General features: G+C 54.0%; 22 protein-coding genes. 6 read left to right on the forward strand and 16 right to left on the reverse strand.

Translation table 11 applies throughout. From position 1 onward, the window contains the following. Positions 1–79: 79 nt before the first annotated feature. The 3 genes from OGX94_RS22665 to ldtC all read left to right on the forward strand — a co-directional run bounded on the left by OGX94_RS22665 (position 80) and on the right by ldtC (position 5,830). Positions 80–1,144 (forward strand): acyltransferase family protein, encoded by a 1,065-nt coding sequence (locus tag OGX94_RS22665; RefSeq protein ID WP_257661623.1) that lies wholly within the window; start codon positions 80–82, stop codon positions 1,142–1,144. A 118-nt stretch (positions 1,145–1,262) separates the two neighbouring features. Continuing rightward, the gene (gene mfd, locus OGX94_RS22670; protein WP_126956043.1) at positions 1,263–4,709 is read left to right on the forward strand and encodes a transcription-repair coupling factor; all 3,447 of its coding nucleotides are present in this window, start codon (positions 1,263–1,265) and stop codon (positions 4,707–4,709) included. A gap of 155 nt (positions 4,710–4,864) precedes the next feature. Then, positions 4,865–5,830 carry a L,D-transpeptidase LdtC gene (gene ldtC / locus OGX94_RS22675; RefSeq protein ID WP_257661621.1) on the forward strand — a complete coding sequence of 322 codons (966 nt, stop codon included), beginning with the start codon at positions 4,865–4,867 and terminating at the stop codon, positions 5,828–5,830. Positions 5,831–5,915: 85 nt separating this feature from the next. Here the strand turns inward: ldtC and bhsA are convergent, their stop codons facing one another. Beyond that, positions 5,916–6,173: a multiple stress resistance protein BhsA gene (gene bhsA / locus OGX94_RS22680; protein WP_149281589.1), complete on the reverse strand. Its 258-nt coding sequence runs from the start codon at positions 6,171–6,173 to the stop codon at positions 5,916–5,918. A 242-nt stretch (positions 6,174–6,415) separates the two neighbouring features. Between bhsA and comR the strand changes: the two genes are divergently transcribed. Together comR and OGX94_RS22690 are read left to right on the forward strand one after the other, a co-directional pair. Further along, a complete protein-coding gene (comR, locus tag OGX94_RS22685; protein WP_003832266.1) occupies positions 6,416–7,051 on the forward strand; it encodes a TetR family copper-responsive transcriptional repressor ComR in 636 nt (211 codons plus the stop codon). Between the two features lie 255 nt (positions 7,052–7,306). After that, the gene (locus tag OGX94_RS22690) at positions 7,307–9,487 is read left to right on the forward strand and encodes a TonB-dependent siderophore receptor (RefSeq protein WP_257661620.1); all 2,181 of its coding nucleotides are present in this window, start codon (positions 7,307–7,309) and stop codon (positions 9,485–9,487) included. 57 nt (positions 9,488–9,544) lie between these two features. Here OGX94_RS22690 and OGX94_RS22695 read toward each other — a convergent pair whose 3' ends face one another. The 8 genes from OGX94_RS22695 to hinT all read right to left on the reverse strand — a co-directional run bounded on the left by OGX94_RS22695 (position 9,545) and on the right by hinT (position 16,397). Beyond that, positions 9,545–10,084 carry a glycine zipper 2TM domain-containing protein gene (locus tag OGX94_RS22695; RefSeq protein ID WP_003030814.1) on the reverse strand — a complete coding sequence of 180 codons (540 nt, stop codon included), beginning with the start codon at positions 10,082–10,084 and terminating at the stop codon, positions 9,545–9,547. Between the two features lie 168 nt (positions 10,085–10,252). Further along, a complete protein-coding gene (gene ndh, locus OGX94_RS22700; RefSeq protein WP_003832263.1) occupies positions 10,253–11,557 on the reverse strand; it encodes an NADH-quinone dehydrogenase in 1,305 nt (434 codons plus the stop codon). 1,043 nt (positions 11,558–12,600) lie between these two features. Further along, positions 12,601–13,143, reverse strand: a complete 543-nt coding sequence (gene ycfP, locus OGX94_RS22705) for an alpha/beta hydrolase YcfP (RefSeq protein ID WP_003030817.1) — start codon at positions 13,141–13,143, stop codon at positions 12,601–12,603. 21 nt (positions 13,144–13,164) lie between these two features. Further along, on the reverse strand, positions 13,165–14,190 hold the full coding sequence (nagZ, locus tag OGX94_RS22710) for a beta-N-acetylhexosaminidase (protein WP_032943019.1): 1,026 nt from the start codon (positions 14,188–14,190) through the stop codon (positions 13,165–13,167). A 10-nt stretch (positions 14,191–14,200) separates the two neighbouring features. Then, a complete protein-coding gene (gene thiK / locus OGX94_RS22715) occupies positions 14,201–15,025 on the reverse strand; it encodes a thiamine kinase (protein ID WP_148362103.1) in 825 nt (274 codons plus the stop codon). Then, positions 15,006–15,647: a penicillin-binding protein activator LpoB gene (lpoB, locus tag OGX94_RS22720; RefSeq protein ID WP_257661619.1), complete on the reverse strand. Its 642-nt coding sequence runs from the start codon at positions 15,645–15,647 to the stop codon at positions 15,006–15,008. The genes thiK and lpoB overlap by 20 nt, the downstream gene beginning before the upstream one ends. Positions 15,648–15,660: 13 nt before the next feature. Continuing rightward, positions 15,661–16,035, reverse strand: a complete 375-nt coding sequence (locus OGX94_RS22725; protein WP_003832254.1) for a YcfL family putative periplasmic lipoprotein — start codon at positions 16,033–16,035, stop codon at positions 15,661–15,663. 2 nt (positions 16,036–16,037) lie between these two features. Further along, positions 16,038–16,397: a purine nucleoside phosphoramidase gene (gene hinT / locus OGX94_RS22730; RefSeq protein ID WP_003030826.1), complete on the reverse strand. Its 360-nt coding sequence runs from the start codon at positions 16,395–16,397 to the stop codon at positions 16,038–16,040. Between the two features lie 349 nt (positions 16,398–16,746). Between hinT and fhuE the strand changes: the two genes are divergently transcribed. Next, positions 16,747–18,933: a ferric-rhodotorulic acid/ferric-coprogen receptor FhuE gene (gene fhuE, locus OGX94_RS22735; protein ID WP_218667497.1), complete on the forward strand. Its 2,187-nt coding sequence runs from the start codon at positions 16,747–16,749 to the stop codon at positions 18,931–18,933. Between the two features lie 22 nt (positions 18,934–18,955). Here fhuE and paaY read toward each other — a convergent pair whose 3' ends face one another. From paaY to paaG, 7 genes are all read right to left on the reverse strand, one after another. Further along, complete coding sequence (paaY, locus tag OGX94_RS22740) at positions 18,956–19,552, reverse strand: phenylacetic acid degradation protein PaaY (RefSeq protein WP_149335816.1); 597 nt, start codon at positions 19,550–19,552, stop codon at positions 18,956–18,958. Between the two features lie 11 nt (positions 19,553–19,563). Continuing rightward, the gene (paaX, locus tag OGX94_RS22745; RefSeq protein ID WP_003832246.1) at positions 19,564–20,490 is read right to left on the reverse strand and encodes a phenylacetic acid degradation operon negative regulatory protein PaaX; all 927 of its coding nucleotides are present in this window, start codon (positions 20,488–20,490) and stop codon (positions 19,564–19,566) included. 157 nt (positions 20,491–20,647) lie between these two features. Next, positions 20,648–21,967, reverse strand: a complete 1,320-nt coding sequence (gene paaK, locus OGX94_RS22750; protein WP_003832244.1) for a phenylacetate--CoA ligase PaaK — start codon at positions 21,965–21,967, stop codon at positions 20,648–20,650. A 28-nt stretch (positions 21,968–21,995) separates the two neighbouring features. Beyond that, positions 21,996–23,201, reverse strand: a complete 1,206-nt coding sequence (gene pcaF / locus OGX94_RS22755) for a 3-oxoadipyl-CoA thiolase (protein ID WP_003832241.1) — start codon at positions 23,199–23,201, stop codon at positions 21,996–21,998. Then, the gene (gene paaI / locus OGX94_RS22760) at positions 23,201–23,623 is read right to left on the reverse strand and encodes a hydroxyphenylacetyl-CoA thioesterase PaaI (protein WP_003832239.1); all 423 of its coding nucleotides are present in this window, start codon (positions 23,621–23,623) and stop codon (positions 23,201–23,203) included. Before paaI ends, pcaF begins: the two co-directional genes overlap by 1 nt. After that, entirely contained in the window at positions 23,616–25,034 is a 1,419-nt protein-coding gene (gene paaH / locus OGX94_RS22765; protein WP_257661618.1) for a 3-hydroxyacyl-CoA dehydrogenase PaaH, read from the reverse strand. The genes paaI and paaH overlap by 8 nt, the downstream gene beginning before the upstream one ends. Positions 25,035–25,037: 3 nt before the next feature. Next, complete coding sequence (gene paaG, locus OGX94_RS22770; protein WP_126318447.1) at positions 25,038–25,826, reverse strand: 2-(1,2-epoxy-1,2-dihydrophenyl)acetyl-CoA isomerase PaaG; 789 nt, start codon at positions 25,824–25,826, stop codon at positions 25,038–25,040. Between the last annotated feature and the right edge of the window lie 2 nt (positions 25,827–25,828).

A 25,828-nucleotide genomic window follows, 5' to 3' on the forward strand; every position in this document is an offset into this window, starting at 1 on the left:
CAGACAGTTACGCATTACAGCGCACAGTGGGTTGCGCAGGATGGCAGGCTATAGCCAACAATATGGATACGCCGTCTCGATGAAGAAAAAAGAACTATGGATTAATCAAATCAAAGGGTTATGTATTTGTCTGGTGGTGATTTACCACTCGGTAATCACATTTTACCCGCACCTTACAACTTTTCAGCATCCGCTTTCAGAGCTGCTGAGCAAATGCTGGATTTACCTCAATTTGTACCTGGCGCCATTTCGCATGCCGGTGTTTTTCTTTATTTCGGGATATCTGATCCGTCGCTACATTGATAGCGTCCCGTGGACAACCTGCGTGGAAAAACGGATCTGGAGCATTGCCTGGGTGCTGGTACTTTGGGGTGTGGTGCAATGGCTGGCGTTAGTCGCGCTCAATAACTGGTTGGCCCCACAGCGCGATCTGAGCCATGCCGCCAACGCCGCTTATGCCGGTTCGATCGCAGGTTTTACCCACGGAATGCTGACCGCCAGCACCAGCTTGTGGTATCTGTATGCGCTGATTGTCTATTTTGTTCTGTGTAAGATTTTCAGCCGCTGGGCGGCGCCGCTGTTGGCGTTATTTGTGGTGCTGAGCGTGGCGATCAATTTTGTCCCGACGCCGTGGTGGGGAATGAACAGCGTGATTCGCAATCTGCCCTGGTACAGCCTCGGTGCATGGTTTGGCGCAACGCTGATGGTATGGATCAAGGAGGTGCCTCTGCGCCGCCATGCGGTCATTGTTCTGGTTAGCGCAATCGCCGCCGTCGTCGCGTGGCTGGCAAATGTCTCACTATTACTTTCTCTGCTTTCCATTGTGCTGATCATGAAGCTGTTTTATCAATTTGAGCTGCGCTTTGGTATGCGTGAGTCCGGCCCGTTAAGCGTGATTGGTGCCAATACCATTGCCATCTACACCACCCACCGTATTTTGGTTGAGCTGTTCAGCTTAACGCTAATCCCTAAAATCAATTATACCGCCTGGCCTGCCTATGCGGAGCTGGCCCTGCTGCTGGTGTATCCGTTCGCCTGCCTGCTGCTGTGCACCTTGTTTGGCCTGTTGGTACGTAAAATTTCACAAAAAACAGTGGCCGACCTGCTCTTTTCCCCGCCTTCTTTATCGGCTGTCTCGCGCTAACCCCTACGCGCTTTTTGCCCCCATCAGGGGGCGAATCAATTTGCTTATGAGAAACGATCACGGATAATAAAGAACATTGCTTATCAGATGTATATCTAAACGAGATCCTGACAACCGAATGCCTGAACAACATCGTTATACGCTCCCGGCGAAAGCTGGCGATCAGCGCCAGTTAGGTGAGCTTACCGGTGCAGCCTGCGCAACGCTGGTCGCCGAAATCGCCGAACATCACGCGGGTCCAGTGGTCCTGATCGCGCCGGACATGCAAAATGCGCTGCGTCTGCATGATGAAATTCGTCAGTTTACCGACCAGATGGTGATGAACCTGGCCGACTGGGAAACGCTACCCTACGACAGCTTTTCTCCCCATCAGGAGATTATCTCCTCGCGGCTCTCCACGCTGTATCAACTGCCTGCCATGCAGCGCGGCGTGCTGATCGTTCCGGTAAATACACTGATGCAGCGCGTTTGTCCGCACAGCTATCTGCACGGCCATGCGCTGGTCATGAAAAAGGGCCAGCGACTTTCACGTGACGCTCTGCGTGAACAGCTGGACAGTGCGGGCTATCGCCATGTTGATCAGGTCATGGAACACGGCGAATACGCCACCCGCGGCGCGTTGTTGGATTTGTTCCCGATGGGCAGCGAGTTGCCTTATCGTCTGGATTTCTTTGATGACGAAATCGACAGCCTGCGTCTGTTTGATACCGACACCCAGCGCACGCTGGAAGAAGTCGATGCCATTAATTTGCTTCCCGCGCACGAATTCCCGACTGACAAAACGGCCATCGAGCTATTCCGTAGCCAGTGGCGCGATACCTTTGAGGTGAAACGCGACGCCGAACATATTTACCAGCAGGTTAGCAAAGGCACGTTACCTGCGGGTATTGAATACTGGCAACCGCTGTTTTTCTGCGAGCCGCTGCCGCCGCTGTTCAGCTACTTCCCCTCCAATACATTATTGGTGAATACCGGTGATATTGAGACCAGCGCAGAACGCTTCCAGGCCGATACCCTGTCACGCTTTGAAAATCGCGGTGTTGATCCGATGCGCCCGCTTCTGCCGCCGGAATCGCTGTGGCTGCGGGTTGATGAGCTGTTTTCTGAACTTAAACGCTGGCCGCGCGTTCAACTGAAAACCGAGAGTCTGGCGAACAAAGCAGCAAATACCAACCTCGGGTTCCAGAAGCTGCCGGATATTGCCGTTCAGGCGCAGCAAAAAGCGCCGTTAGATGCGTTACGTAAATTCCTTGAAGGCTTCACCGGTCCGGTGATTTTCTCGGTGGAAAGTGAAGGCCGCCGTGAAGCGCTTGGCGAACTGCTCGCCCGTATCAAAGTGGCGCCGAAGCGGATATTGCGACTCGATGAAGCCGTAGATAACGGTCGTTATCTGATGATTGGCGCAGCTGAGCACGGCTTCATCGATAGCAAACGCAATCTGGCGCTGATTTGTGAAAGCGATCTGCTTGGGGAACGCGTGGCGCGCCGCCGCCAGGATTCTCGTCGCACCATCAACCCGGATACGTTAATTCGTAACCTCGCAGAGCTGCATCCCGGTCAACCGGTGGTGCATCTGGAGCACGGCGTGGGACGTTATGCCGGTATGACCACGCTGGAAGCGGGCGGCATCACCGGTGAATACCTGATGCTCACTTATGCCAACGACGCCAAACTGTACGTGCCGGTGTCGTCACTGCATCTGATCAGCCGCTATGCCGGTGGCGCGGAAGAGAATGCGCCGCTGCATAAACTTGGCGGCGATGCCTGGTCACGCGCCCGACAGAAAGCCGCTGAGAAGGTGCGCGATGTGGCGGCAGAGCTGCTGGATATTTATGCCCAGCGCGCGGCGAAAGAAGGCTTTGCCTTTAAGCATGACCGTGAACAGTACCAGCTGTTTTGCGACAGCTTCCCGTTTGAAACCACGCCTGACCAGGCGCAGGCGATTAACGCGGTACTCAGCGATATGTGTCAACCGCTGGCCATGGACCGCCTGGTGTGCGGCGACGTCGGCTTTGGTAAAACCGAAGTCGCGATGCGCGCGGCCTTTCTCGCCGTAGAGAACCACAAGCAGGTTGCCGTGCTGGTGCCGACCACCCTGCTCGCACAGCAGCACTTCGACAACTTCCGCGACCGCTTTGCCAACTGGCCGGTACGCATTGAAATGTTGTCCCGTTTCCGTAGTGCCAAAGAGCAAGCGCAGATTCTGGAGCAAGTTGCCGAGGGAAAAATTGATATTCTCATCGGCACGCACAAACTGCTGCAAGCGGATGTGAAGTTAAAAGATCTGGGTCTGTTGATTGTCGATGAAGAGCACCGTTTCGGCGTTCGCCACAAAGAACGCATCAAGGCGATGCGCGCAGATGTCGATATTCTAACCCTGACGGCAACGCCTATTCCACGTACGCTCAATATGGCAATGAGCGGCATGCGCGATCTGTCGATTATCGCCACACCACCCGCTCGTCGTCTGGCGGTCAAAACCTTCGTGCGCGAATACGACAACCTGGTGGTACGCGAGGCGATCCTGCGTGAAGTTCTGCGTGGGGGACAAGTTTATTATCTGTTTAACGACGTCGAAAACATCCAGAAAACCGCTGACAGGCTGGCTGAACTGGTGCCGGAAGCGCGTATTGGTATCGGTCACGGACAAATGCGCGAGCGCGAACTGGAACGCGTGATGAACGATTTCCACCATCAGCGTTTTAACGTGCTGGTGTGTACCACCATTATCGAAACCGGGATCGACATCCCCACCGCTAACACCATCATCATCGAACGAGCGGATCACTTCGGTTTAGCGCAATTACACCAGCTGCGCGGTCGTGTGGGACGTTCTCACCACCAGGCTTACGCCTGGCTGCTGACGCCGCATCCGAAAGCAATGACCACCGACGCGCAAAAACGTCTGGAAGCCATCGCCTCGCTGGAAGATTTGGGCGCAGGTTTTGCGCTGGCGACCCACGACCTCGAAATTCGCGGCGCCGGGGAATTACTGGGTGAAGATCAGAGTGGTTCCATGGAAAGCATCGGCTTCTCACTGTATATGGAACTGCTGGAAAACGCGGTCGATGCGCTCAAAGAAGGGCGTGAGCCGTCACTGGAAGATCTCACCAGCCAGCAAACCGAAGTTGAACTGCGCATGCCGTCTCTGCTGCCGGATGACTATATCCCGGATGTAAACACCCGACTGTCGTTCTACAAGCGCATTGCCAGTGCAAAAGGCGAAAACGAACTGGAAGAAATTAAGGTTGAGCTGATAGACCGTTTTGGCTTGCTGCCCGACCCGGCTCGTACGCTGCTGGATATCGCCCGTTTACGCCAGCAGGCGCAGAAACTGGGGATCAGAAAGCTCGAAGGCAATGAAAAAGGCGGTACCATTGAATTTGCCGAGAAAAACCACGTCAACCCGGTCTGGCTGATTGGTTTACTGCAAAAGCAGCCGCAGCACTTCCGTCTGGACGGTCCAACCCGGCTGAAATTCATGCAGGAGTTGAGCGAGCGTAAAACGCGGATCGACTGGGTCCGCCAGTTTATGCGTCAGCTTGAAGAAAACGCCGTAGCATAAGCATAGCGAACAGGCCGGGTGAGCACACCACTCACCCGGCCTGATGAATTTACAAACTCTTTGCACTTCCCTGCACTTCCCGACACAGCAAACAGCCATAATTCTCGTTTACTTTTACATAATAAAAACCACGTAAAAACAATGGATTTATGGTGATGTTAAACAATAAACGACTCTCTCGCTGGCTCGCGTTTTTTACGCTTGCAGCGACATTCGCTTTAGCACTTCCGGCTCAGGCAAACACCTGGCCGCTGCCCCCACCGGGAAGCCGTCTGGTGGGTCAGAATGCCGTTCATGTTGTTGAAGACAATGGCGGTTCTCTGGAGGCGATTGCGAAAAAGTACAATGTCGGCTTTCTCGCGCTACTGCAGGCCAACCCTGGCGTTGACCCTTACGTACCACGTCCGGGCAGCGTTTTGACGATCCCGTTACAAACTTTGCTACCTGACGCTCCGCGCGAAGGTATTGTTATCAACCTCGCCGAACTGCGTCTTTATTATTACCAGCCGGGGACCAATTCGGTGACCGTGTATCCTATTGGTATTGGCCAGTTAGGTGGTGACACGCTGACGCCTACGATGATAACCACCATCTCTGATAAACGCGCCAACCCCACCTGGACGCCAACGGCAAATATCCGCGCGCGATACAAAGCAAACGGGATTGACCTGCCTGCCGTTGTGCCTGCCGGTCCGGATAACCCGATGGGCCATCATGCGATTCGCTTAGCGGCATACGGCGGCGTGTACCTGTTGCACGGTACAAATGCTGATTTTGGCATCGGAATGCGCGTCAGTTCCGGCTGTATTCGCCTGCGCGACGGTGATATCGAAACCCTGTTCCGTCAGGTAACGCCCGGAACTAAGGTCAATATTATCAATACGCCGATTAAAGCATCCGTAGAGCCTAATGGCGTGCGCCTGGTGGAAGTACACCAACCGCTGTCCGAAAAAATCAATGACGATCCGCAACTGCTGCCGATCGTGCTGAACGCGTCCATGCAGACATTTAAAAATGCGGCGCAAACAGATACCGCCGTCATGGATCATGCGATGGAGATTCGCTCAGGCATGCCGGTCGATGTGACCCGTCATCATGACGTTGCTCAACAACCGCTGTAATCGTAGCGTATAAAAAAACCCCGCTGGATTTTATTCCGCGGGGTTTTTTTATTTAACTCGCAGTGGCATTGCGATGGGTTAAATCTTATTTGTAGATAACAGCAGTTCCGTGAAGAGTGTTAGGACCGGTAACGGAAGTAATACGGAAAGACTTCGCACCCATCTCATCGGCTTTCTGCGCCAGTTGATCTTCCAGAGAACCTAAGTTAGTCCCCGCATTCGCAGAAATAGTACCGACTTTCTCTTGACCCGCAGGAGTGGACTGAACTTCAACAGCGGCAAAACTTGCAAATGACAGTGAGCTAAGAACAGCAGCGACAAACAGTATTTTTACGTTTTTCATGATAGTGACCTTTAGCAGATGAATGGGTGTCGAAAATATTAACTTAACGATCGATAGGTAAATCATAGATGTGACCCAGGTCACACGTCAACATTTTTTATAATGATCGTTATATAAAATATAAAGGTCTTATTTTTCATGCTAATAGCTATAAATTATTTTTATCGTGAATCCGCTGGAGTGTGCAGTCGAATATTTTTATAATGGTTATTCAATAAACCCAACAAAGGTACATCGGCGCCATGACAACTGAAACGACAGGTTGTGCAAAAAAAAGCCGTGGCCGACCAAAAGTGTTCGACAGGGAAGCCGCGCTTGATAAGGCCATGACACTCTTCTGGCAGCACGGATATGAAGCGACATCACTCGCCGATCTCGTGGAAGCCACCGGCGCAAAAGCGCCCACGCTGTATGCGGAGTTCACCAATAAAGAAGGGTTGTTCCGTGCCGTATTGGACCGCTACATCACCCGCTTTGCGGCGAAACACGAAGCCCAACTGTTTTGTGAAGAAAAAAGCCTTGAGTCCGCACTAGAAGACTATTTCACCGCCATAGCGACCTGCTTTACCAGCAAGGACACCCCGGCGGGATGTTTCATGATTAACACTTCTGCGACGCTGGCGGCCTCTTCCCGCGATATTGCGCACACGGTGAAATCCCGCCATGCAATGCAGGAACAGACGCTTACCCAGTTTCTTCGCCAGCGCCAGCAACGAGGCGAAATTCCAGCCCATTGCGACGTGCAAAAACTGGCCGAATACCTGAACTGTATTTTACAAGGTATGTCGATCAGCGCCCGGGAAGGTGCAACGTTTGAAAAACTGATGCAGATCGCACACACAACGCTGCGTCTGTGGCCCGAACTCGTCAAAGCTTAACCCTTTCCCGTAATTCCCCCGCAGTACTCACAACCCCGGGAGCTGATAAAGCCCCCGGTTAGAATTTCACGCATTACCCCTACATTCTTCATTGTTTTCATCATCTTACCCGATCATTTTTTGTAAAATGTATTGATAACGACAATTATTATCAGCAATATTCGCATTTGTTTTAACGCCTGTTTCACAATGTAACCATCGGTTTCTTTACCGTCATAACAAAAACAGATCGACTCTTTTTTAAAAGGAATACAAATGCATAAGCGTCTCTGGGTGCTCAATCCTCTCCTGTTGTCTTTAACCCTTCCGGCCATTGCGGCTGAGGAAGAGAATCTCATCGTCAGCGCCAACCGTAGCCAGCGCACCGTGGCAGAAATGGCGCAAACGACCTGGGTTATTGAAGGAAGCGAGATTGAACAACAGGTTCAGGGAGGAAAAGAGTTCAAGGATGTTCTTGCTCAGCTAATCCCAGGAATCGATGTTAGTAGCCAGGGACGCACAAACTACGGCATGAACATGCGTGGTCGCGCCATTGTCGTGCTCATTGACGGCGTCCGTCTGAACTCCTCGCGAACCGACAGCCGTCAACTTGACTCCATTGACCCGTTTAATATTGCGCACATTGAAGTCATTTCAGGCGCAACCTCACTTTATGGCGGTGGCAGTACCGGCGGATTAATCAACATTGTCACCAAAAAAGGCCAGCCGGAGCGTGAAGTAGAACTCGAACTGGGGAGCAAAAGCGGTTTCAACAATAGCAACGATCATGATGAACGTGTTGCCGCGGCGGTGAGTGGCGGAACCGATCGCGCTTCCGGGCGTATGTCCGTCGCGTATCAACGATTTGGCGGCTGGTATGACGGTAATCACGATGCCCTGCTGCTGGATAACACCCAAACCGGGCTACAGCACTCCGATCGTCTGGATATCATGGGCACGGGGACAATTGAACTTGACGACAACCGTCAGTTGCAACTGGTTACTCAGTACTATAAGAGTCAGGGGGATGACGATTACGGGCTGGATCTCGGCGAGAACATGTCCGCCGTGACCGGAAACGGCAAAGCATACACCAGCAGCGGACTGAATTCCGATCGTATTCCCGGCACCGAACGTCATCTTATTAGCCTGCAATATTCAGATGCAGATTTTTATGGCCAGAACCTGGTCAGCCAAATCTATTACCGTGATGAATCACTGAAATTCTACCCCTTCCCTACGCTCAGCAAAGGTAAGGTCACCAGTTTCTCCGCATCACAGCAGGACACAGACCAGTTTGGTGCCAAAATTACTCTCAACAGCCAGTTGATGGATAACTGGGAGCTGACGTGGGGTGTCGATGCCGATCACGAAACCTTCGACTCCAATCAGAAATTCTTCGATCTGGCCTGGTCCCTACCCTCCGGCGGTATGGATAACCGTACAGCTTATACTACCGGGCGTTACCCCGGTTACAGCATCACCAACTTCGCGCCTTTCCTGCAAAACAGCTATGACATTAACGATATCTTTACCCTCAGCGGCGGCGTGCGCTATCAGTGGACCGAAAACAGGGTTGATGATTTCGTTGGCTATGCTCAACAGCAGGGAATCGCGACCGGGCTTGCGAACTCTGCCGATACCATTCCAGGCGGCAAAACCGATTATGATAATTTCCTGTTCAACGCCGGTATCCTTGCCCACCTGACCGACCGTCAGCAAACGTGGTTTAACTTTTCTCAGGGCGTGGAGCTTCCGGACCCAGGGAAATATTACGGTAACGGTACCTATTCGCTGGTTGGCGATCATTACCAGCTCCAGCGCAGCGTCAACGTGGCGGATTCACGTCTGGAAGGGATTAAAGTGAACTCGTACGAACTGGGGTGGCGCTACACCGGCGATAGTCTGCGCACGCAACTGGCCGCTTACTACTCGACTTCGGATAAATCGATCGTTATCAACCGCAGCGATATGACCATTAACGTTCAGCCCGACGATCGCCGCATTTATGGCCTTGAAGGTGCAGTGGATTATTTCATTGCGGATACGGACTGGAGTCTGGGCGGCAACTTCAATGTCATTAAATCGGAAGTGAAGCAGAACGGTAAATGGCAAAAATGGGATGTCACGCTGGCCTCACCGTCCAAAGCAACCGCGTGGGTCGGCTGGGCACCAGAACCGTGGACCTTGCGCGTACAGAGCCAGCAAACATTTGATCTGACCGACGCCAGCGGTAACAAGCTCGATGGCTATAACACCATGGACTTTATCGGCAGCTATCAGCTCCCGTTGGGTAAGCTGACCTTCAGCGTGGAAAACCTGCTGAATGAAGAGTACACCACACTGTGGGGACAACGTGCGCCACTGCTGTACAGCCCAACCTACGGCAGCCCGTCACTGTATGAATACAAGGGCCGGGGTCGTACTTTTGGTCTGAACTACGCCTTAGCCTTCTGATAAGAAAAGCCCCCCAGCCTGAGCGAATGGGGGGCTAATGTTCAGGATAATGCTATTTTACGCTTTGTTATTCAGTACCAACTGTCCGTTGTTATCCAACGGAATTTGCGCACCGGGGTCCTTATCCATACGGATTTTCCCCTGCTGATCGCCAATTTTGTACGTCACGTCGTAGCCCAGCATCTTTTCAGATTTGTCATACACCGTTTTACAACGTTGCTGCGTGGTGGTGTAAGTATCATTTTCCTGCATCGAACCCTGAATCTGGTTACCTGCATAGCCGCCGCCTAAAGCACCGGCCACGGTGGCAATATCTTTACCACGTCCACCACCAAACTGATGCCCAATAACACCACCCGCAACCGCGCCCAGCACGGAACCCGCGATACGGTTTTCATCTTGTACCGGCTTACGGTGCGTGACCGTTACGTTCCGGCACTCCTGACGTGGTGTTTTTACTGACTCTTTAATCGGTGTTGCAGAGACAACTTGCGCATACTGTGGGCCACGCTCGAAAACGTTCAGACTGGCCACCGCTGCAACACCCAGCGCAGCAGCTACGCCAATCCCTATACCCGCCAACATTGATTTATTCACGGGACTTCCTCCTTTTTTGCTATTAGCAACAACTTTGCAACAGAAGGTAAGGAATGCCAATCAGATTACGGATGAAAATAGCGGGAGGTGGAGCGAAAGCGGAATGATTCAGACAACTCTGAAGGAAGGCGCCGGATGCGTAAAATCATCCGACGCCACAAGTCGATATTAATGCAGTTTCAGACGTGGGCGAATCACCCGGTTGATACTGCCGACCAGCATCATCAGGCCGGTTTTGAAGTAGCCGTGCAAAGCAATCTGGTGCATGCGGTACAATGAGATGTACACAAAGCGCGCAATACGCCCTTCCACCATCATCGAACCACGGGTCAGGTTGCCCATCAGGCTACCCACGGTAGAGAAGTTAGAGAGCGAGACCAGAGAGCCGTGATCTTTGTACTGATACGCTTTCAGCGGCTTGCCGTTCATCTGTGCCAGAATATTGTTCATCGCACAGGTCGCCATCTGGTGTGCAGCCTGAGCGCGCGGAGGCACAAAACCGCCTTCCGGACGGGCGCAGGAAGCGCAGTCGCCAATCGCGTACACGTCAGGATCGCGCGTGCTCTGCAGAGTTGGCTCAACCACCAGTTGGTTAATACGGTTCGTTTCCAGACCGCCAATGTCTTTCATAAAGTCTGGCGCTTTGATACCCGCCGCCCACACCATCAGATCGGCTTTAATGTATTCGCCATCTTTGGTGTGCAGTCCGCCTTCGTCAGCGCTGGTTACCATCGTCTGGGTCAGTACGCGTACGCCCAATTTGGTTAACTCATTATGCGCAGCACCGGAAATACGCGGCGGCAACGCAGGCAGAATACGCTCACCGGCTTCGACCAGCGTAACGTTCAGCGCGTCGTTGGTCAGCCCTTTGTAGCCATAGCTGTGCAGCTGTTTTACCGCATTGTGTAGCTCAGCGGAGAGTTCAACCCCCGTCGCACCGCCACCCACAATGGCGATATTCACTTTTCCGTTAGCGCCCAGATTCGCGGAATACTTCAGGAACAGATTCAGCATCTCCTGGTGGAAACGACGCGCCTGATGCGGGTTATCGAGGAAAATGCAGTTTTCTTTCACGCCAGGGGTGTTGAAATCGTTGGACGTACTGCCCAACGCCATCACCAGCGTGTCATACGGCACTTTACGCTCAGGAACCAGCAGCTCACCCTTCTCATCACGCAGCTCAGCGAGAGTAATGGTCTTCGCTTCACGATCGATATCCACCACCGAGCCTAACTGGAACTGGAAGCCATGGTTACGGGCATGAGCCAGATAACTCAGCGCATCCACACCTTCGTCCAGTGAACCCGTCGCCACTTCATGCAGTAACGGTTTCCACAAGTGACTGTGGTTTCTGTCTACCAGTGTGATTTTGGCCTTTTTCTTACGCCCGAGTTTTTTACCCAGCTGCGTCGCCATTTCCAGTCCGCCAGCACCACCGCCGACAATCACGATCCTTTTCAATGGTGTAGTCAACGTGACCCCCTCAAATTTATTAACCAATTGTTAATTAAAGGTTATAAGCATAGCCTTTAATTAACAACAAGTTACGGTAATGAAAATGTTCTTCGAGAGTGAGAATAACACGAACGGTGCATTGGTCATACCAAAATTGATGTGTATCAAGTTTTGATGCTGAAAAGATAGACAACCGGAACTTTAAGAACAAAAAAACAGCCCGATGGCTGTAATGCCAGTCAGTTAGCGCCTCAGTTTCAGAAAGCTTCAAGCTGTGCTGCCCGAGGTAAAAAACATGCTATCTCGGAGAAAGAGTTCCGTTCACCTCATGCTCATCATTTCTCTTAAGCACCGATTCCTGTGAACGTGTAAAGGGCGTTCTCCGCCACGCCCTTTACAATCCCGGCTCCCGGCAGGAAAATTGTTGCTGCGCAATACCCTCCGCTTATTCCTCCAGGCTACCGGGCCGGGCGCGAGGAAGCGTCCTTGCAAAGCGCGCCCTGAGCCAGCATCCATGCTGGCTCTCCCGGCCTTACGGAAACACGTCGGCAATTTTCAGCCGGACCAGCCCACACCTGACCATCTGCGTTTTTTGTTTAAACAGCAAAAAAGATTTAACTGGAAGTCAGTGCGTTGAAGCGATGACCCCGGTCCGGCTGAAAATCGATGAGGCATTGACGGCTGACCGGGTCTGTCCGCAGGGATGCGGACAGAGGGGACGGCCTGCATGGACGCAGGCTCGACCCCGACCCGACAGGCAGACGGCATAAGACGAATAACAAAATTGCCGGGAGCAATTTTGAACAGCGCTTGCGCTGGCCCCGAAGGGGTAAGCCCCAGGGATGGGGCGAATAATCGCGCAGCGACGATTTTCCCGCCGGGAGCCTGGGTTGCAAGGGAGGCGGCGGTGAGCCTCCCTTGCACGTTCACAGGTATCTGCGCTTCAGAGAAATGACACCGCTGAGGTGAACGGAACCCTGAGCCGGGATCACATGTTCACCATACGTTCGTAACTGACGAGCATTAGCCTGGAGGCTGTTTTTTTAAACGCTCAATAAGAATTAACCTAACGTCTTGAAAGCTTTGATGCGCTGCAAATGCGGAGAGATATTCTTAAACTTATGCGTCTGCTCTTCGTCCCAGACTATCTCGTAAAAATGATGCAGCTCTTCCGACGAACGCTGACTGTTAAGCGCTTCATCATGACGTGACAGGATCACTAGGCAGCGATCGCGATTCTTCTCACGGAAATTGGTCACGCATTTTGTTGCGATGTCTGCATACTCCTCAGGTCTGTCGATTTTGCCTTCCATGTTCTCATACGGGAACAGGTTGGGATTAAACACTACCTGACGAATATCACACAGGAAACCAATCCGTTCAGCCCAATATCCCCCGAGCCCCACACCACAAATCAGCGGACGGTCATCCACATTCAGCTGCAGCATTTTGTCCACTTCTTTCAGCAGATGCTGCATATCATGTTTAGGATGCCGCGTACTGTAGCTAATCAGCCTGACATCCGGGTCGATGAATTGCAGCTGCAACACCTTCTCATGGTTGCCCGGGCTGTTAGAGTCAAAACCGTGTAAATAGATAATCATCGCATCCTCGCCAAACTTGCGTTAATGACCTGCTTTCTCTTCCTGCCAGCGCTCATGAAGTTGGTTAAGTTGAGCGCTTACCGTCTTCCAGCGTGCCGAGTCCATCAGTTCCTGACGTGAAAATGAACCTTTATGATACAAACGTGTAACACGTTCTGCATTGATCGGCGACAGATTATCTAACACACTGACCGCTCCCTTACGATTATTGCAGACCAGGATCATATCGCAACCTGCATCCAGCGATGCCTGTCCACGCTCCGCATAGCTTCCCATAATCGCCGCCCCTTCCATCGACAAATCGTCGGAGAAAATGACACCATCGAAGCCAAGCTCCTGGCGCAGCACCGTTTTCAGCCAGTGAGGTGAACCACTCGCCGGACGCGGATCTACATCACTGTAGATGACGTGCGCAGGCATAATGGCATCCAGTTTGTTTTCCGTAATCAACGTCTGGAACACGGACATATCTTTCGCACGAATCTCGGCTTCTGGGCGTGGATCGGTTGGGGTTTCTTTGTGTGAATCCGCCGTCACCGCCCCATGTCCTGGGAAATGTTTACCGGTCGTTTTCATGCCAGCAGCATGCATCCCGTCAATGAAGCGGGTCGCCATCGCCAGCGCTTTTAGCGGATCGGCATGATAAGAACGCTCGCCGATTGCCGCGCTGATATGGCCCACATCCAGTACCGGTGCAAAGCTGATATCAATGTCCATCGCGATCATTTCGCTGGCCATCAACCATCCAGCGTCCTGAGCCAGTTTGCCGCCCTCTTCCAGACCGTGCAACGCAGCAAAGGATTGAGCCGCAGGCAGGCGGGTAAAGCCTTCACGAAAACGCTGTACGCGTCCGCCTTCCTGATCTACCGCCACCACCAGATGGTTACGTGACGCAGCCCGGATCTGGCGCACTAATTCACGCAGCTGTTCCGGGTCATGATAATTTCGGGTAAAGAGGATCAACCCACCTACCAGCGGATGTGCCAGAATCTCACGCTCTTCAGCGTCCAGCTCATACCCTTCGACATCCAACATTACTGGGCCCACACTGCTCTCCTTATCCTTTCATTGTTAGCTGCCGCCAGGTTTCATCGGCCAGCCTGATAAATTGTCGATCGCCGGTTTGCCGCCAGCGATACTCAAACCACCCCGCCTTCAGCATCATTATCCAGGGTTGCCATTGTCTGACCTGTCGCCACAAAACGTCTGGCTCAATGTGCGCTCGTTGGGCGTAGGTGCTAACCAACTGTTGGTGCTGGGATTCATCGCTAACCCATACTGCCGCCAGCTCCAGGGCAATATCACCGTCTCCGGCGTATTCCCAGTCAATCAGCCGCAGCCCTGAGGCTGTACGTACGATGTTGTCACCGTGAACATCCATATGCAGCGGCCCCAGGCGCAAAGGTCGGGGCTCACCTCGTTTCCTTAGCCGCTTCAGCGCGCGCAGCCAGCATGGTGTACGACGCGCCGGATCGCCACACTGCCAGTACTGTTCAAGTAGCGGAAGCAGGCTAATTCGCCAGCCCAATCGGGGTTGCTGGTGCAGATGATACAGTAAGCCTGCGAGTTCGTCGGCGTCCGGTAATCTGGATTCTACCTTACCGTGAAAAAACTCGACTGCCATCCACCCACGCGTATAAAAGTGAGGACGTGGCGCAAGGCTTTCTGGCAGGTGTTTTAGCGCATGATATTGGCGTAAGAAATGAGATTCCGGCGCGTCAGGGTCGTGATGGCAGCGCAGCACCAGCCGGTGGGAACGGTGTTCAATGATGCAGCTCCCGCCGCTCAGACCGGTTTGGCTGGCTGCGACGGGATGATACTGCGGGAAATAGCGCGACAACACTTCGCCGCGCGTGAGTTTGTTATTGTTGCTGAACGGCACCTTTACCTGACCAGATTATCTCGCCAGTTTGTACCAGCATTAATTGCATTTGCAGCGCAGGCGAATTGACGTTGCCAGATGCGCTGGAATAAAGCACATACTGCGCACCAACGTTACGGGCGATACCAATCGCTTTACTGCGTGTTCCCAGGCTATCGTTTGGCGACAGACCTAACAGCTGCTTGGCGACAGCCAGTTGTTGGGCAGAAATCAGCGTAAACTTACCGTTATTCGCCAGCGCGTTACGCAAGGTCTCGGTGGCTTCCCCCGCGTTCAACGAGCCGTTGGTACGGTTATTCACGCTATCAACCAGCAGAACGCCGCCCGCTTTGACGCCGTCGGCCTGCAGCATTTTGCCGACCATCGGCTGCATCGCCCCATTCCAGTCATAATGACGTTGACGTGGCGTCGGCTGCGCCGTTTGGTCCTCGTGCTCAATCGGACCCGGCTGTTGCGGTATGGTTGGCACCGTTGGCACAACCGGAACCGGCTGTTGCGGCTGCGCAGGCTGTTCCGGCACCGGCTTGACTTCCTCTACCGGCGCGGGCTCACGTTGCACCACACAGCCAGAGAGAAACATCGCCAGCGCGGCAATCAGTGCGTAGCGATTCATTTTGTTCATCAAGATTCACCCCTTACAAATAAAGATAAAGTCTAACCTTGTGCGCCCCCAGATAATTGGCGCTGCCATACAGCGTCACCGACGAATGAGCCGGAACAGTCACACTGCGTGGCGCTTCCAGAGGGTGCATTTCCAGCCCTCTGGCGTCATACCAGTAAAACCGATAATGAACGGTAACGGGTTCTTGTCTTTCGTTATAGAGTCGAGAGGATGCCGAGGCCTGAATATCAGACGTGGTTAACGTGGGCTGTTCTGCTGTTATACCCGCCGCCAGAATCGTTGATTCCATCACCAGCGACTGTTCATCACTTACCGGAATTTCAGGATGTGTTCGACAACCCGCCAGCAACAGCAAGCCCATTGAAAGCGCAATGCATCCTCTGGTCATACTTACAGACCTTTATGCGCGAGCATTGGGCCAAGCGCACGTCCACCCAGCAGGTGCATATGAATGTGGTACACCTCCTGCCCCCCGTGGCGGTTGGTGTTCATAATTAAACGGTACCCATCTGCAGCAATGCCTTCCTGCTCAGCAATTTTCGCCGCAACGGTGATCATGCGGCCCAATGCCTGTTCATGTTCCGCCGTCACATCGTTGACAGTTGGGATCAGAATGTTAGGAATGATCAGGATATGCGTTGGTGCCTGAGGGGAAATATCACGAAACGCAGTGACCAGTTCATCCTGGTATACGATATCTGACGGAATCTCACGACGAATAATTTTGCTGAATATAGTTTCTTCTGCCACGACGTTTTCCTTTTTCATTAACAGCCCAGGCGTTTTGCCATGCTACGCCGGGTAACTCTGCGAGTATAGAGTATGAGCGAGTTACTCACGCTCTTTCAACTTTAACCCTCGATTTTTTAAGCGAAAACCTCAGTTAGTGCTGCTCTTATAACCATTTCCCTGCGCTATTGCTCAAGCATAGTACTGAAACAATATTTCATTTATGTCGTAGCATCTGTTTACACATTGACTGCTAATGCGTATATTTCGCATTTGTATTTACATGCGCATTTAATAATTTACAACCAAAGGGTTCATCACAACTACCGGTGATTCGAACTTAATATTAATAATTATCAAGGGCTTTTCGATGTCTTTCACAACACTCAACGGGAATATTCAACGCCAACCGGGGCTTGCCCCTTCTTTGCTGGCAGCATGCATCACGCTAGCCCTTTTACCTTCCACCAGCCTCGCAGCCCCTGCAGAAGAGACAGTGATCGTGGAGGGTTCTGCTCCATCCGCATCCGGTGAGGAGCAGGATTACAGCGTTAAATCGACCACCGCTGGCACAAAAATGCAGATGACACAGCGCGATATTCCGCAATCGGTCAGCATTGTCAGCCAGCAACGCATGGAAGATCAGCAATTGCAAACGCTGGGCGATGTGATGGACAACACGTTGGGGATAAGCAAAAGCCAGGCAGATTCAGATCGCAGCAGCTATTACTCGCGCGGATTTCAGATTGATAACTATATGGTCGATGGGATCCCGACCTATTTTGAATCCCGCTGGAATCTCGGTGACGCCCTTTCTGACACCGCCCTTTTTGAGCGTGTCGAAGTGGTCCGTGGCGCAAACGGGCTAATGACCGGGACGGGTAACCCTTCAGCCTCCATTAACATGATCCGTAAGCATGCCACCAGCCGCGAGTTCACCGGTAATGTTTCAGCGGAATATGGCAGCTGGAATAAACAACGCTATGTGACCGATCTGCAAAGCCCGCTTACGGCAGACGGCAACGTGCGCGGCCGCATCGTGGCGGGTTACCAGAATAACGACTCCTGGCTTGATCGCTACAATAGCGAAAAAATGTTCTTCTCCGGGATTGTCGATGCCGATTTGGGTGACACCACCAGCCTGTCTGCGGGCTATGAATATCAGCGCATTGATATCAACAGCCCAACCTGGGGTGGATTGCCGCGCTGGAATACCGATGGCAGTAAAAACAGCTATGACCGTTCGCGCAGCACTGCGCCGGACTGGGCTTACAACGATAAAGACTTCAACAAAGTGTTTGTCACCATCAAACAACGTTTTGCCGATACCTGGCAGGCGACCATGAACGCCACCCACTCCGAGGTCAAGTTCGACAGTAAAATGATGTACGTCGATGCCTATGTTAATAAGGCCGACGGCACGCTGATTGGCCCATATGGCAACTATGGTCCGGGATATGACTACGTCGGAGGAACCGGCTGGAACAGCGGCAAACGTAAAGTGGATGCTGTCGATCTATTTGCCGACGGCGGTTACGATCTGTTTGGTCGTCAGCATAATCTGATGCTGGGCGGCAGCTACAGTAAACAGAATAACCGTTATGAAAGCTCGTGGGCGAACGTTTTCCCCAACGAAATCGGCAGCTTCTATACCTACGATGGTAACTTCCCGGAAACCAACTGGAACCCGCAGTCATTGGCTCAGGACGATACCACGCACATGAAATCGCTGTACGCCGCAACGCGTATTTCGCTGGCTGACCCACTGCATTTGATTGTCGGCGCACGTTACACCAACTGGCGTATCGACACCCTGACCTACAGCATGGAGCAAAACCACACCACGCCGTATGCGGGTCTGGTATATGACATTGACGATAACTGGTCTACCTACGCCAGCTATACCTCAATCTTCCAGCCGCAGAACAAGCGCGACAGCTCCGGTAAATATCTCTCTCCGATCACCGGCAACAACTATGAGCTTGGTCTGAAGTCCGACTGGATGAACAGCCGTTTAACCACCACGCTCGCGGTGTTCCGCATTGAACAGGACAACGTAGCGCAATCAACCGGCGTGCCAATCGCCGGTAGCAATGGCGACACGGCCTTTAAAGCGATGGATGGCACGGTCAGCAAAGGGGTTGAATTCGAGATTAACGGTGCGATCACTGATAACTGGCAGATGACGTTTGGTGCGACACGCTATGTTGCAGAAGACAACGAAGGCAATGCAGTAAACCCAAACCTGCCGCGGACCACGGTCAAACTGTTTACTCGTTATCGCCTGCCAGCCATGCCGGAACTGACCGTCGGCGGTGGAGTTAACTGGCAGAATCGTGTTTACAGCGATACGGTCACGCCTTATGGCACATTCCGCGCGGAACAGGGAAGCTACGCCCTGGTAGATTTGTTCACCCGCTACCAGGTAACAAAAAACTTCTCAGTGCAGGGTAACCTTAATAACCTGTTCGATAAAACCTACGACACGAATATCGACGGTTCTATCGTTTATGGTGAGCCGCGCAACGTCAGCATCACCGCCAGCTATCAGTTCTGACATCGGGTATTGCGTAGAATCGCTAACTCGCTGACTTAGGTTGCAAATTCTCATCAAACTCCAGCCGCTTTCTGTCGGGTTCTACCGCAGTCAGCGGCTCCACTTCTGCAAGCGTCTGCTGACAGCGCTCCACCAGCACCTGATACTCGCGAGTGCCCTGTTTTTTCCACACCAGTTCCTGCTCAGTTAACATGCGAATCGCTTTCGCCGGGCTACCGACAATCAGATGGTTGGCAGGCATCTCAGCGCGCGCTTTCACAAACGCCGAGGCACCAACGATACTGTTTTCACCGATGGTCGCGCCATCGATAATCACCGCACTCATGCCGACCAGCGCGTTCCGCCCAATCACACAGCCGTGCAGAATCGCCCCGTGGCCGATATGTCCGTCCTCTTCCACCACCGTATCCTGGCCGGGAAATCCGTGCATCACGCAGTTATCCTGGATATTCGCCCCATCTTTAACCACGATACGCCCAAAATCTCCGCGCAGGCTGGCGTTGGGACCAACATAAACACCTTTGCCGAGAATGACATCGCCAATCAGCACTGCGGTTGGGTGAACATAGCTTTCTGCAGGAACTACCGGGATCATCCGGTCAATCTGGTAAATCGGCATGGCTTCTCCTGTTACACCTCGGCTAATCCGCCGAAACGTTGATAATAGAGCGGCCCCGGCGCGGGCAGTTCCCCCACCGAACTCTCGCCTTTTTCGCTGACGAAAACCTGGGCGCCGGGCGCAACACGTTGATAAATATTAATGCACAGCTGACGCGCCGTCTGACCCAGCCAGTGAGCAGGCAGCAATTCTTCCGGCAGCAGCGGATCTTTGAGCACAACCCGACGATAGAAGTGAATGAGCAACAGGCGGATCTGGAAGCAGCGCTCTGGCGTAAGTTCGTCCGGCCCGGCGTCACGCAGTAGCGGTAACAACGGACGGAACAGCGTGATAAACGCCTCGTACATGGCATTTTGTTCGGTTAAGTGCCAGCACCCTTCTACCCGCTCACGCAGCGCAGCGCGGGAGAGTGCCAACGGCGAATGCGCCTCAAAAACGATGACATTTTCCGCCACCCCAGCCTCATGGAGCAGCGACTGTACGTCCGCCAGCTTTTGCGATGGCGACGCCAGCAGACTCGGCGCCAGTACGCCAAAACCTTGCCATAACAGCTGCTTTTTAACTTCGGCCAGGGTATTTTTCTCCAGCCCCTCCGACAGCAGCAGCAGCCAGGTACCGTCCCACTCAGGGGCGCTGGCACGATAGATTTTGCTCTCGGCGCGGCGCGTCAAGCGTAGCCCTTTATCACTCAGGCGGTAGAAACTGCGGCGGCCGATACGTACTACGTCCAGCCATTCTTCTTTATTAAGGCGAAACAGTGCGGTACGTACAAAACGTTCACCGAAGCCAAGCCCTTCCAGCAGCGCGGCAACGCTACCGAGCCAGACTTCTCCACCGCGTTGCGATAAACAGTCCCCGTAAAGCGAGGCGATAAGCGAGGTGCCGCTGACCGGCATCGCGGTGACCGCCTGCTGAATAAAATTATCGAGTTTTTCCATATGATTCATAGTGTTGTTATTTTTGTCCTTTTTGAATCATAGCACAGGAATAAAGCAGCGAAACGCCAGGAGTTTGTAGGCTGGATAAGGCAACGCCGCCATCCGGCAGCGTTGCACTGTTCTGCCTGATGGCGCTACGCTTATCAGGCCTACAGGGTTAACCGTTGGCGGCAACTTTGCGCAGGTCGAACACCCGGCACGCCTTACCTTCAGAGCGCGGGATGCTGCCGCAGTTAACAATGCTTACGTCCGTTGAAATACCGACCATCGACTTAATACGATGACGCAAATGATGGCAAATCTGGCAGCGCTGCTCATGGCTTAGCACCAGGCTACTCTCTTTAAGCTCCACGCGTACCGAAAGCGAATCAAGATGCCCTCGGCGATCCACTTCCAACTGGTAATGCGGAGCCAGATGCTCAATCTTGAGGATCTCTTCTTCCACCTGCGATGGGAAGACGTTGACGCCGCGAATAATCAGCATATCGTCGCTGCGCCCGCTAATGCGATCCATACGACGCATCGTGCGCGCGGTACCCGGCAGCAGGCGCGTCAGGTCGCGGGTACGATAACGAATGACCGGTAGCGCTTCTTTCGTCAGCGTGGTGAACAGCAGTTCGCCGTGCTCGCCGTCGGCCAGTGGCGTACCGTCATCCGGATTGACCACTTCCGGGAAGAAATGATCCTCCCATATTGTCGGACCATCACCCGTTTCGATGCACTCCATCGCCACGCCCGGCCCCATCACTTCCGAGAGGCCATAAATATCCAGCGCCGTAATACCGAGGCGACGTTCGATCTCCGCGCGCATCCCCGTGGTCCACGGCTCTGCGCCAAATACACCGGTACGCAGTGAACAACCCCGCGCGTCACCGCCCATCTGGCGCTCCAGCTCTTCAATCAGGTTCAGACAGTAGGATGGCGTGACCATAATCATGTCAGGTTTGAAATCGCGAATCAGCTGCGCCTGCTTTTCAGTCTGCCCGCCGGACATTGGGATAACCGTTGCCCCTAAGCGCTCCGCGCCGTAGTGCGCGCCCAGGCCGCCGGTGAAAAGGCCATAGCCATAAGCGACGTGGATTTTATCTTTCGCGGTACCGCCTGCGGCACGCAGCGAGCGGGCGACGATATTAGCCCAGGTATCAATATCATTTTGCGTATAGCCCACCACAGTCGGTTTACCCGTGGTGCCGGATGATGCATGGATACGCACCACCTGCTCCATCGGTACCGCGAAGGTGTCGAAGGGATAGTTGTCACGCAGGTCCTGCTTGGTGGTGCAGGGAAACTTGCTCAGATCGCTCAGCTCACGGAAATCATCCGGGTGAACCCCCGCCGCGTCGAACTTACGGCGGTACATCGGGACATTTTCATAGGCGTGTTTTAACGTCCATTTCAGGCGCTCGGTTTGCAAAGCCTGTAATTCGTCACGCGATGCGGTTTCAATCGGATCTAATTTTGTTGTTGTCGTTGTCATTTTGTAGGGCACTCGCAGGTCAATTAGCTCACACTCGCTCAAGGATCATGGCAATGCCCTGACCCACGCCAATACACATCGTACACAGCGCATAACGTCCATTGCGTCGTTCCAGCTCCAGCGTTGCGGCCAGCGCTAACCGCACACCGCTCATCCCCAGCGGGTGACCTAAAGCGATAGCCCCCCCATTGGGATTCACGTGTTCTGCGTCATCTGCCAGTCCAAGCTGTCTCATCACACCCAACGCCTGGGCGGCAAAGGCTTCATTCAGCTCAATCACATCCATATCGTTGATATTCAGCCCGGCGCGCTCCAGCACTTTTCGTACCGCAGGAACTGGCCCAAGACCCATGTACTTCGGTTCAACGCCCGCGGTCGCCATGGCGACAATGCGTGCACGCGGCGTTAGTCCCTGGGCCTTTATGTGTTGCTCGCTGGCTACGATCATTGCTGCCGCGCCGTCGTTCACCCCAGAGGCATTGCCTGCGGTGACCACGCCGTTCTTACGAAACGGTGTTTTCAGTTGTGCGAGTTGCTCCAGCGTGGTTTCTGCACGCGGATGTTCATCTTCACGTACTGCGCTAACTGCCCCTTTCTTGCCAATGATTTGTACCGGCACAATTTCCTGCGCCAGAATGCCGTCACACTGGGCTTTCGCCGTGCGCTGCTGGCTGCGATACGCAAAGGCGTCCTGGTCCTCTCGGCTTATATTTAACAATTCAGCTACATTCTCCGCCGTTTCGGGCATGCTGTCAGTTCCGAATTGTTGCTGCATGAGCGGGTTCACAAAACGCCAGCCAATGGTGGTATCAAACATCTCTGCCTGACGCTGAAACGGCGCGGTCGCTTTGCCCATTACAAACGGCGCGCGTGACATTGACTCAACACCACCGGCGATCAGCAGATCGGCATCACCGGCTTTGATCGTGCGAGCAGCGAAGCCGATCGCATCAAGCCCGGAGCCGCACAGACGGTTGATGGTCGTGCCGGCAACGCTGTGCGGATAATCCGCCAGCAGGGTCGCCATATGCGCCACGTTGCGGTTATCCTCGCCCGCCTGGTTGGCGCAACCGAAGATCACATCGTCAATAGCGCTGGGATCCAGGCGTGGGTTGCGGTTGAGTAATTCACGCAACGGGATGGCCGCCAGATCGTCGGCACGCACGCCTGCCAGCGCCCCGCCGTAGCGACCAATCGGGGTACGAATACCGTCACAAATAAATGCGTCACGCATTAGACTTCTCCTGTAATCGTGCCACCGATGCGGTGAGATTTGCCGCGAAACAGAGCCACGGTTTTGTGTTGCTGATTGACAATTTCAATGTCGTAAACGCCAGTGAGTTTGCCTTGCTGCTTAACCCGCGCGGTGGCGGTCAGTTTGTCACCTGCAAAGGCCGGACGCAGAAAGTCGATACTCGCTGCTGAGGCTACTGCTGCCAGTCCCTGACTGTTGCAGGCGTAAGCAAAGGCAGTATCCGCCAGCGAAAACAGTTGCCCGCCGTGACAGGTCTGATGGCCATTCAGCTGCGACGGCGACACGGTCATGGTCATCTGCGAATAACCGTCGTCCATCTCAATAATTTCAATCCCCAGCGCCTGCGCGCAGGTGTCTTTCACATACATGGCGCGGGCGTTGCGCCAGGCTTCATTACTCATGACGCATCTCCATCAGCACTTTCTGGCGCAGCAGCGCACTCGGGCGATAGCGTTCTTCGCCATAGTGCTGTTGTAGGTTTTCCAGCAGACGCAGCACACGTCCCCAGCCGAGCGAGTCGCCCCAGGCCAGCGGCCCGTGCGGGTAGTTAACCCCCAAGCGCATGGCGATATCGATATCCTCGGCGCTGGCGACTCCTTTTTGCAGCGCATCCAGCGCTTCGTTCGCCAGCATCGCTACCGTGCGCCATACCAGCAGCCCTGGGTAGTCGGCAATACGCAGCACTTTTTTGCCCTGCTGCTGGAAGTAGTACACCGCTTTGTCGGTGGCTGAAGCCGGGTTGGTTGATGCGCTTGCCAGCACGACGGTGTCGCCCACAGCATGGTCATACACCACCACCGGGCGCTGGTGCTGCACGCTTAAGGCCAGCGCGGTTTCACCGGTTGTTTCAAGGAGCAGCACATCATCCAGTTCAGTGACAACGTCACGCTTGATATTTTTTGCTGCATTTTCAGGCGCTACCGCTGCAACAGCCAGTTCAGGCGATACTTCAGCAGGCCAGCAATAGACGCCGTGGCCGCTCTTCTTGCCCAGACGCCCCGCCAGAGCGAGCTCCTGTTGCAGCAAAGACGGTAGAAAACGGCGGTCCTGCCAGAAGGCGTTAAACACCGAACAGGTCACGGCAAAATTGACGTCCTGACCAATCAAGTCGGTCAGCGCCAGCGGTCCCATCGGGAAGCCGCCGCCGTCACGCAGCGCCGCATCAATCACTTCCGCTGACGCAACCTGTTCTTCCAGCGCGCGCCAGGCTTCAGCGTAGTACGGACGCGCCACGCGGTTGACGATAAAACCCGGCGTTGAGCGGCAGCGCACCGGCTGCTTGCCCCAGGCGATTACGCACTGGCAAAGCAGCTCGACTACCTCAGTTGAGGTGGCAAGGCCGCTCACCACTTCCACCAGTTTCATCACCGGTGCCGGGTTAAAGAAGTGCAGCCCCGCCACACGTTCCGGATGCTTCACTCCCGCCGCAATTGCGGTAATTGAGATCGACGAGGTATTACTGGTCAGCAGCGTTGACGGCAAACAGATCTCCGCCAACTGACTGAACAGCGCTTTTTTAATTTCCAGCCGCTCGGAAGCGGCTTCAATCACCAGTTGTGCATCGGCAAGCTGATTCAGTTCAGTCGCGGGTACGATTCGTGCCAGCAGCTCACTGGCCTGTTCCGCACTAATTTTTCCACGACCAACACGAACGTCGAGTCGCTGGCGAATACCCTCAATGGCGCGAGTAATCGCCTCAGCGGAAATGTCATACAGCAGGACCGGATGCCCGGCGCTGGCAGCCACCTCGGCAATGCCTGCACCCATTGTTCCGCCGCCGATCACGGCAACGCGGTGAAGTGTTTTCGTCATGGCTTATTTCCCGCTGAACTGTGGTGGGCGTTTGCCGAGAAAGGCGCTGACCCCTTCGCGATAGTCGTCGCTGCGACCGGCCATGCGCTGGTAGTCGCGCTCAAGCTCAAGCTGCTGATCCAGCGTGTTGGTTTCGGAAAGCTGCAAGGCTTTCTTAATCAGCCCCAGGCCATAGGTCGGCTGCGTCGCGAAACGGCGCGCCATGGTCAACGCGGTATCTTTCAACTCGGCATCGTCGACCACTTGCCAGATCATGCCCCACTGCGCGGCCTGTTCGGCGCTGAGGTTATCGCCAAGCATCAGTAAGCCGACGGCGCGAGCGCGACCGGCTACGCGCGGCAGCACCCAGCTTCCGCCGCAGTCCGGCACCAGGCCGAGCTTGCTGAAGGCCATGACAAACTTCGCCGAGCGCGCGGCGAGGACGATGTCGCAGCCCATGGCCAGTGTGGCACCAGCACCAGCGGCAACGCCGTTGACGGCACAGATAACCGGCTTCGGCAGCGCGGCTAAGCGGCGCACCAGCGGGTTGTAGAAGCGTTCCACCGACATGCCCAGATCCGGCGCGGGGCCGCTCGGGTCAACGTTACGGTCGTTCAGATCCTGTCCGGCGCAAAACCCGCGTCCGGCACCGGTGATCAGCAGGCAACGAATGGTGTCGTCGCGCTCGGCCTGTTTCAGGCAGTCGGCGAGCTGCTGGTGCATCACGTCGTTAAAGCTGTTGAGTCGGTCCGGGCGGTTCAGGGTGATAGTCATCACGCCCTGCTCCACTTCGCTGAGAATAAATGCGTCCACGA

The sequence above is a fragment of the Citrobacter sp. Cpo037 genome (genome assembly GCF_030332945.1).
GTDB lineage: Bacteria > Pseudomonadota > Gammaproteobacteria > Enterobacterales > Enterobacteriaceae > Citrobacter > Citrobacter portucalensis.

Coding starts and splice junctions, on each gene's coding strand:
- pcaF (WP_003832241.1), bottom strand. CDS start 23,201: ATGCGTGACGCATTTATTTGTGACGGTATTCGTACCCCGATTGGTCGC.
- ldtC (WP_257661621.1), top strand. CDS start 4,865: ATGTTAAACAATAAACGACTCTCTCGCTGGCTCGCGTTTTTTACGCTT.
- OGX94_RS22690 (WP_257661620.1), top strand. CDS start 7,307: ATGCATAAGCGTCTCTGGGTGCTCAATCCTCTCCTGTTGTCTTTAACC.
- bhsA (WP_149281589.1), bottom strand. CDS start 6,173: ATGAAAAACGTAAAAATACTGTTTGTCGCTGCTGTTCTTAGCTCACTG.
- lpoB (WP_257661619.1), bottom strand. CDS start 15,647: ATGAACAAAATGAATCGCTACGCACTGATTGCCGCGCTGGCGATGTTT.
- paaK (WP_003832244.1), bottom strand. CDS start 21,967: ATGACAACGACAACAACAAAATTAGATCCGATTGAAACCGCATCGCGT.
- comR (WP_003832266.1), top strand. CDS start 6,416: ATGACAACTGAAACGACAGGTTGTGCAAAAAAAAGCCGTGGCCGACCA.
- paaX (WP_003832246.1), bottom strand. CDS start 20,490: ATGGAAAAACTCGATAATTTTATTCAGCAGGCGGTCACCGCGATGCCG.
- mfd (WP_126956043.1), top strand. CDS start 1,263: ATGCCTGAACAACATCGTTATACGCTCCCGGCGAAAGCTGGCGATCAG.
- paaI (WP_003832239.1), bottom strand. CDS start 23,623: ATGAGTAATGAAGCCTGGCGCAACGCCCGCGCCATGTATGTGAAAGAC.
- OGX94_RS22725 (WP_003832254.1), bottom strand. CDS start 16,035: ATGACCAGAGGATGCATTGCGCTTTCAATGGGCTTGCTGTTGCTGGCG.
- paaY (WP_149335816.1), bottom strand. CDS start 19,552: ATGCCGATTTACCAGATTGACCGGATGATCCCGGTAGTTCCTGCAGAA.
- paaH (WP_257661618.1), bottom strand. CDS start 25,034: ATGACGAAAACACTTCACCGCGTTGCCGTGATCGGCGGCGGAACAATG.
- ycfP (WP_003030817.1), bottom strand. CDS start 13,143: ATGATTATCTATTTACACGGTTTTGACTCTAACAGCCCGGGCAACCAT.
- OGX94_RS22665 (WP_257661623.1), top strand. CDS start 80: ATGAAGAAAAAAGAACTATGGATTAATCAAATCAAAGGGTTATGTATT.
- fhuE (WP_218667497.1), top strand. CDS start 16,747: ATGTCTTTCACAACACTCAACGGGAATATTCAACGCCAACCGGGGCTT.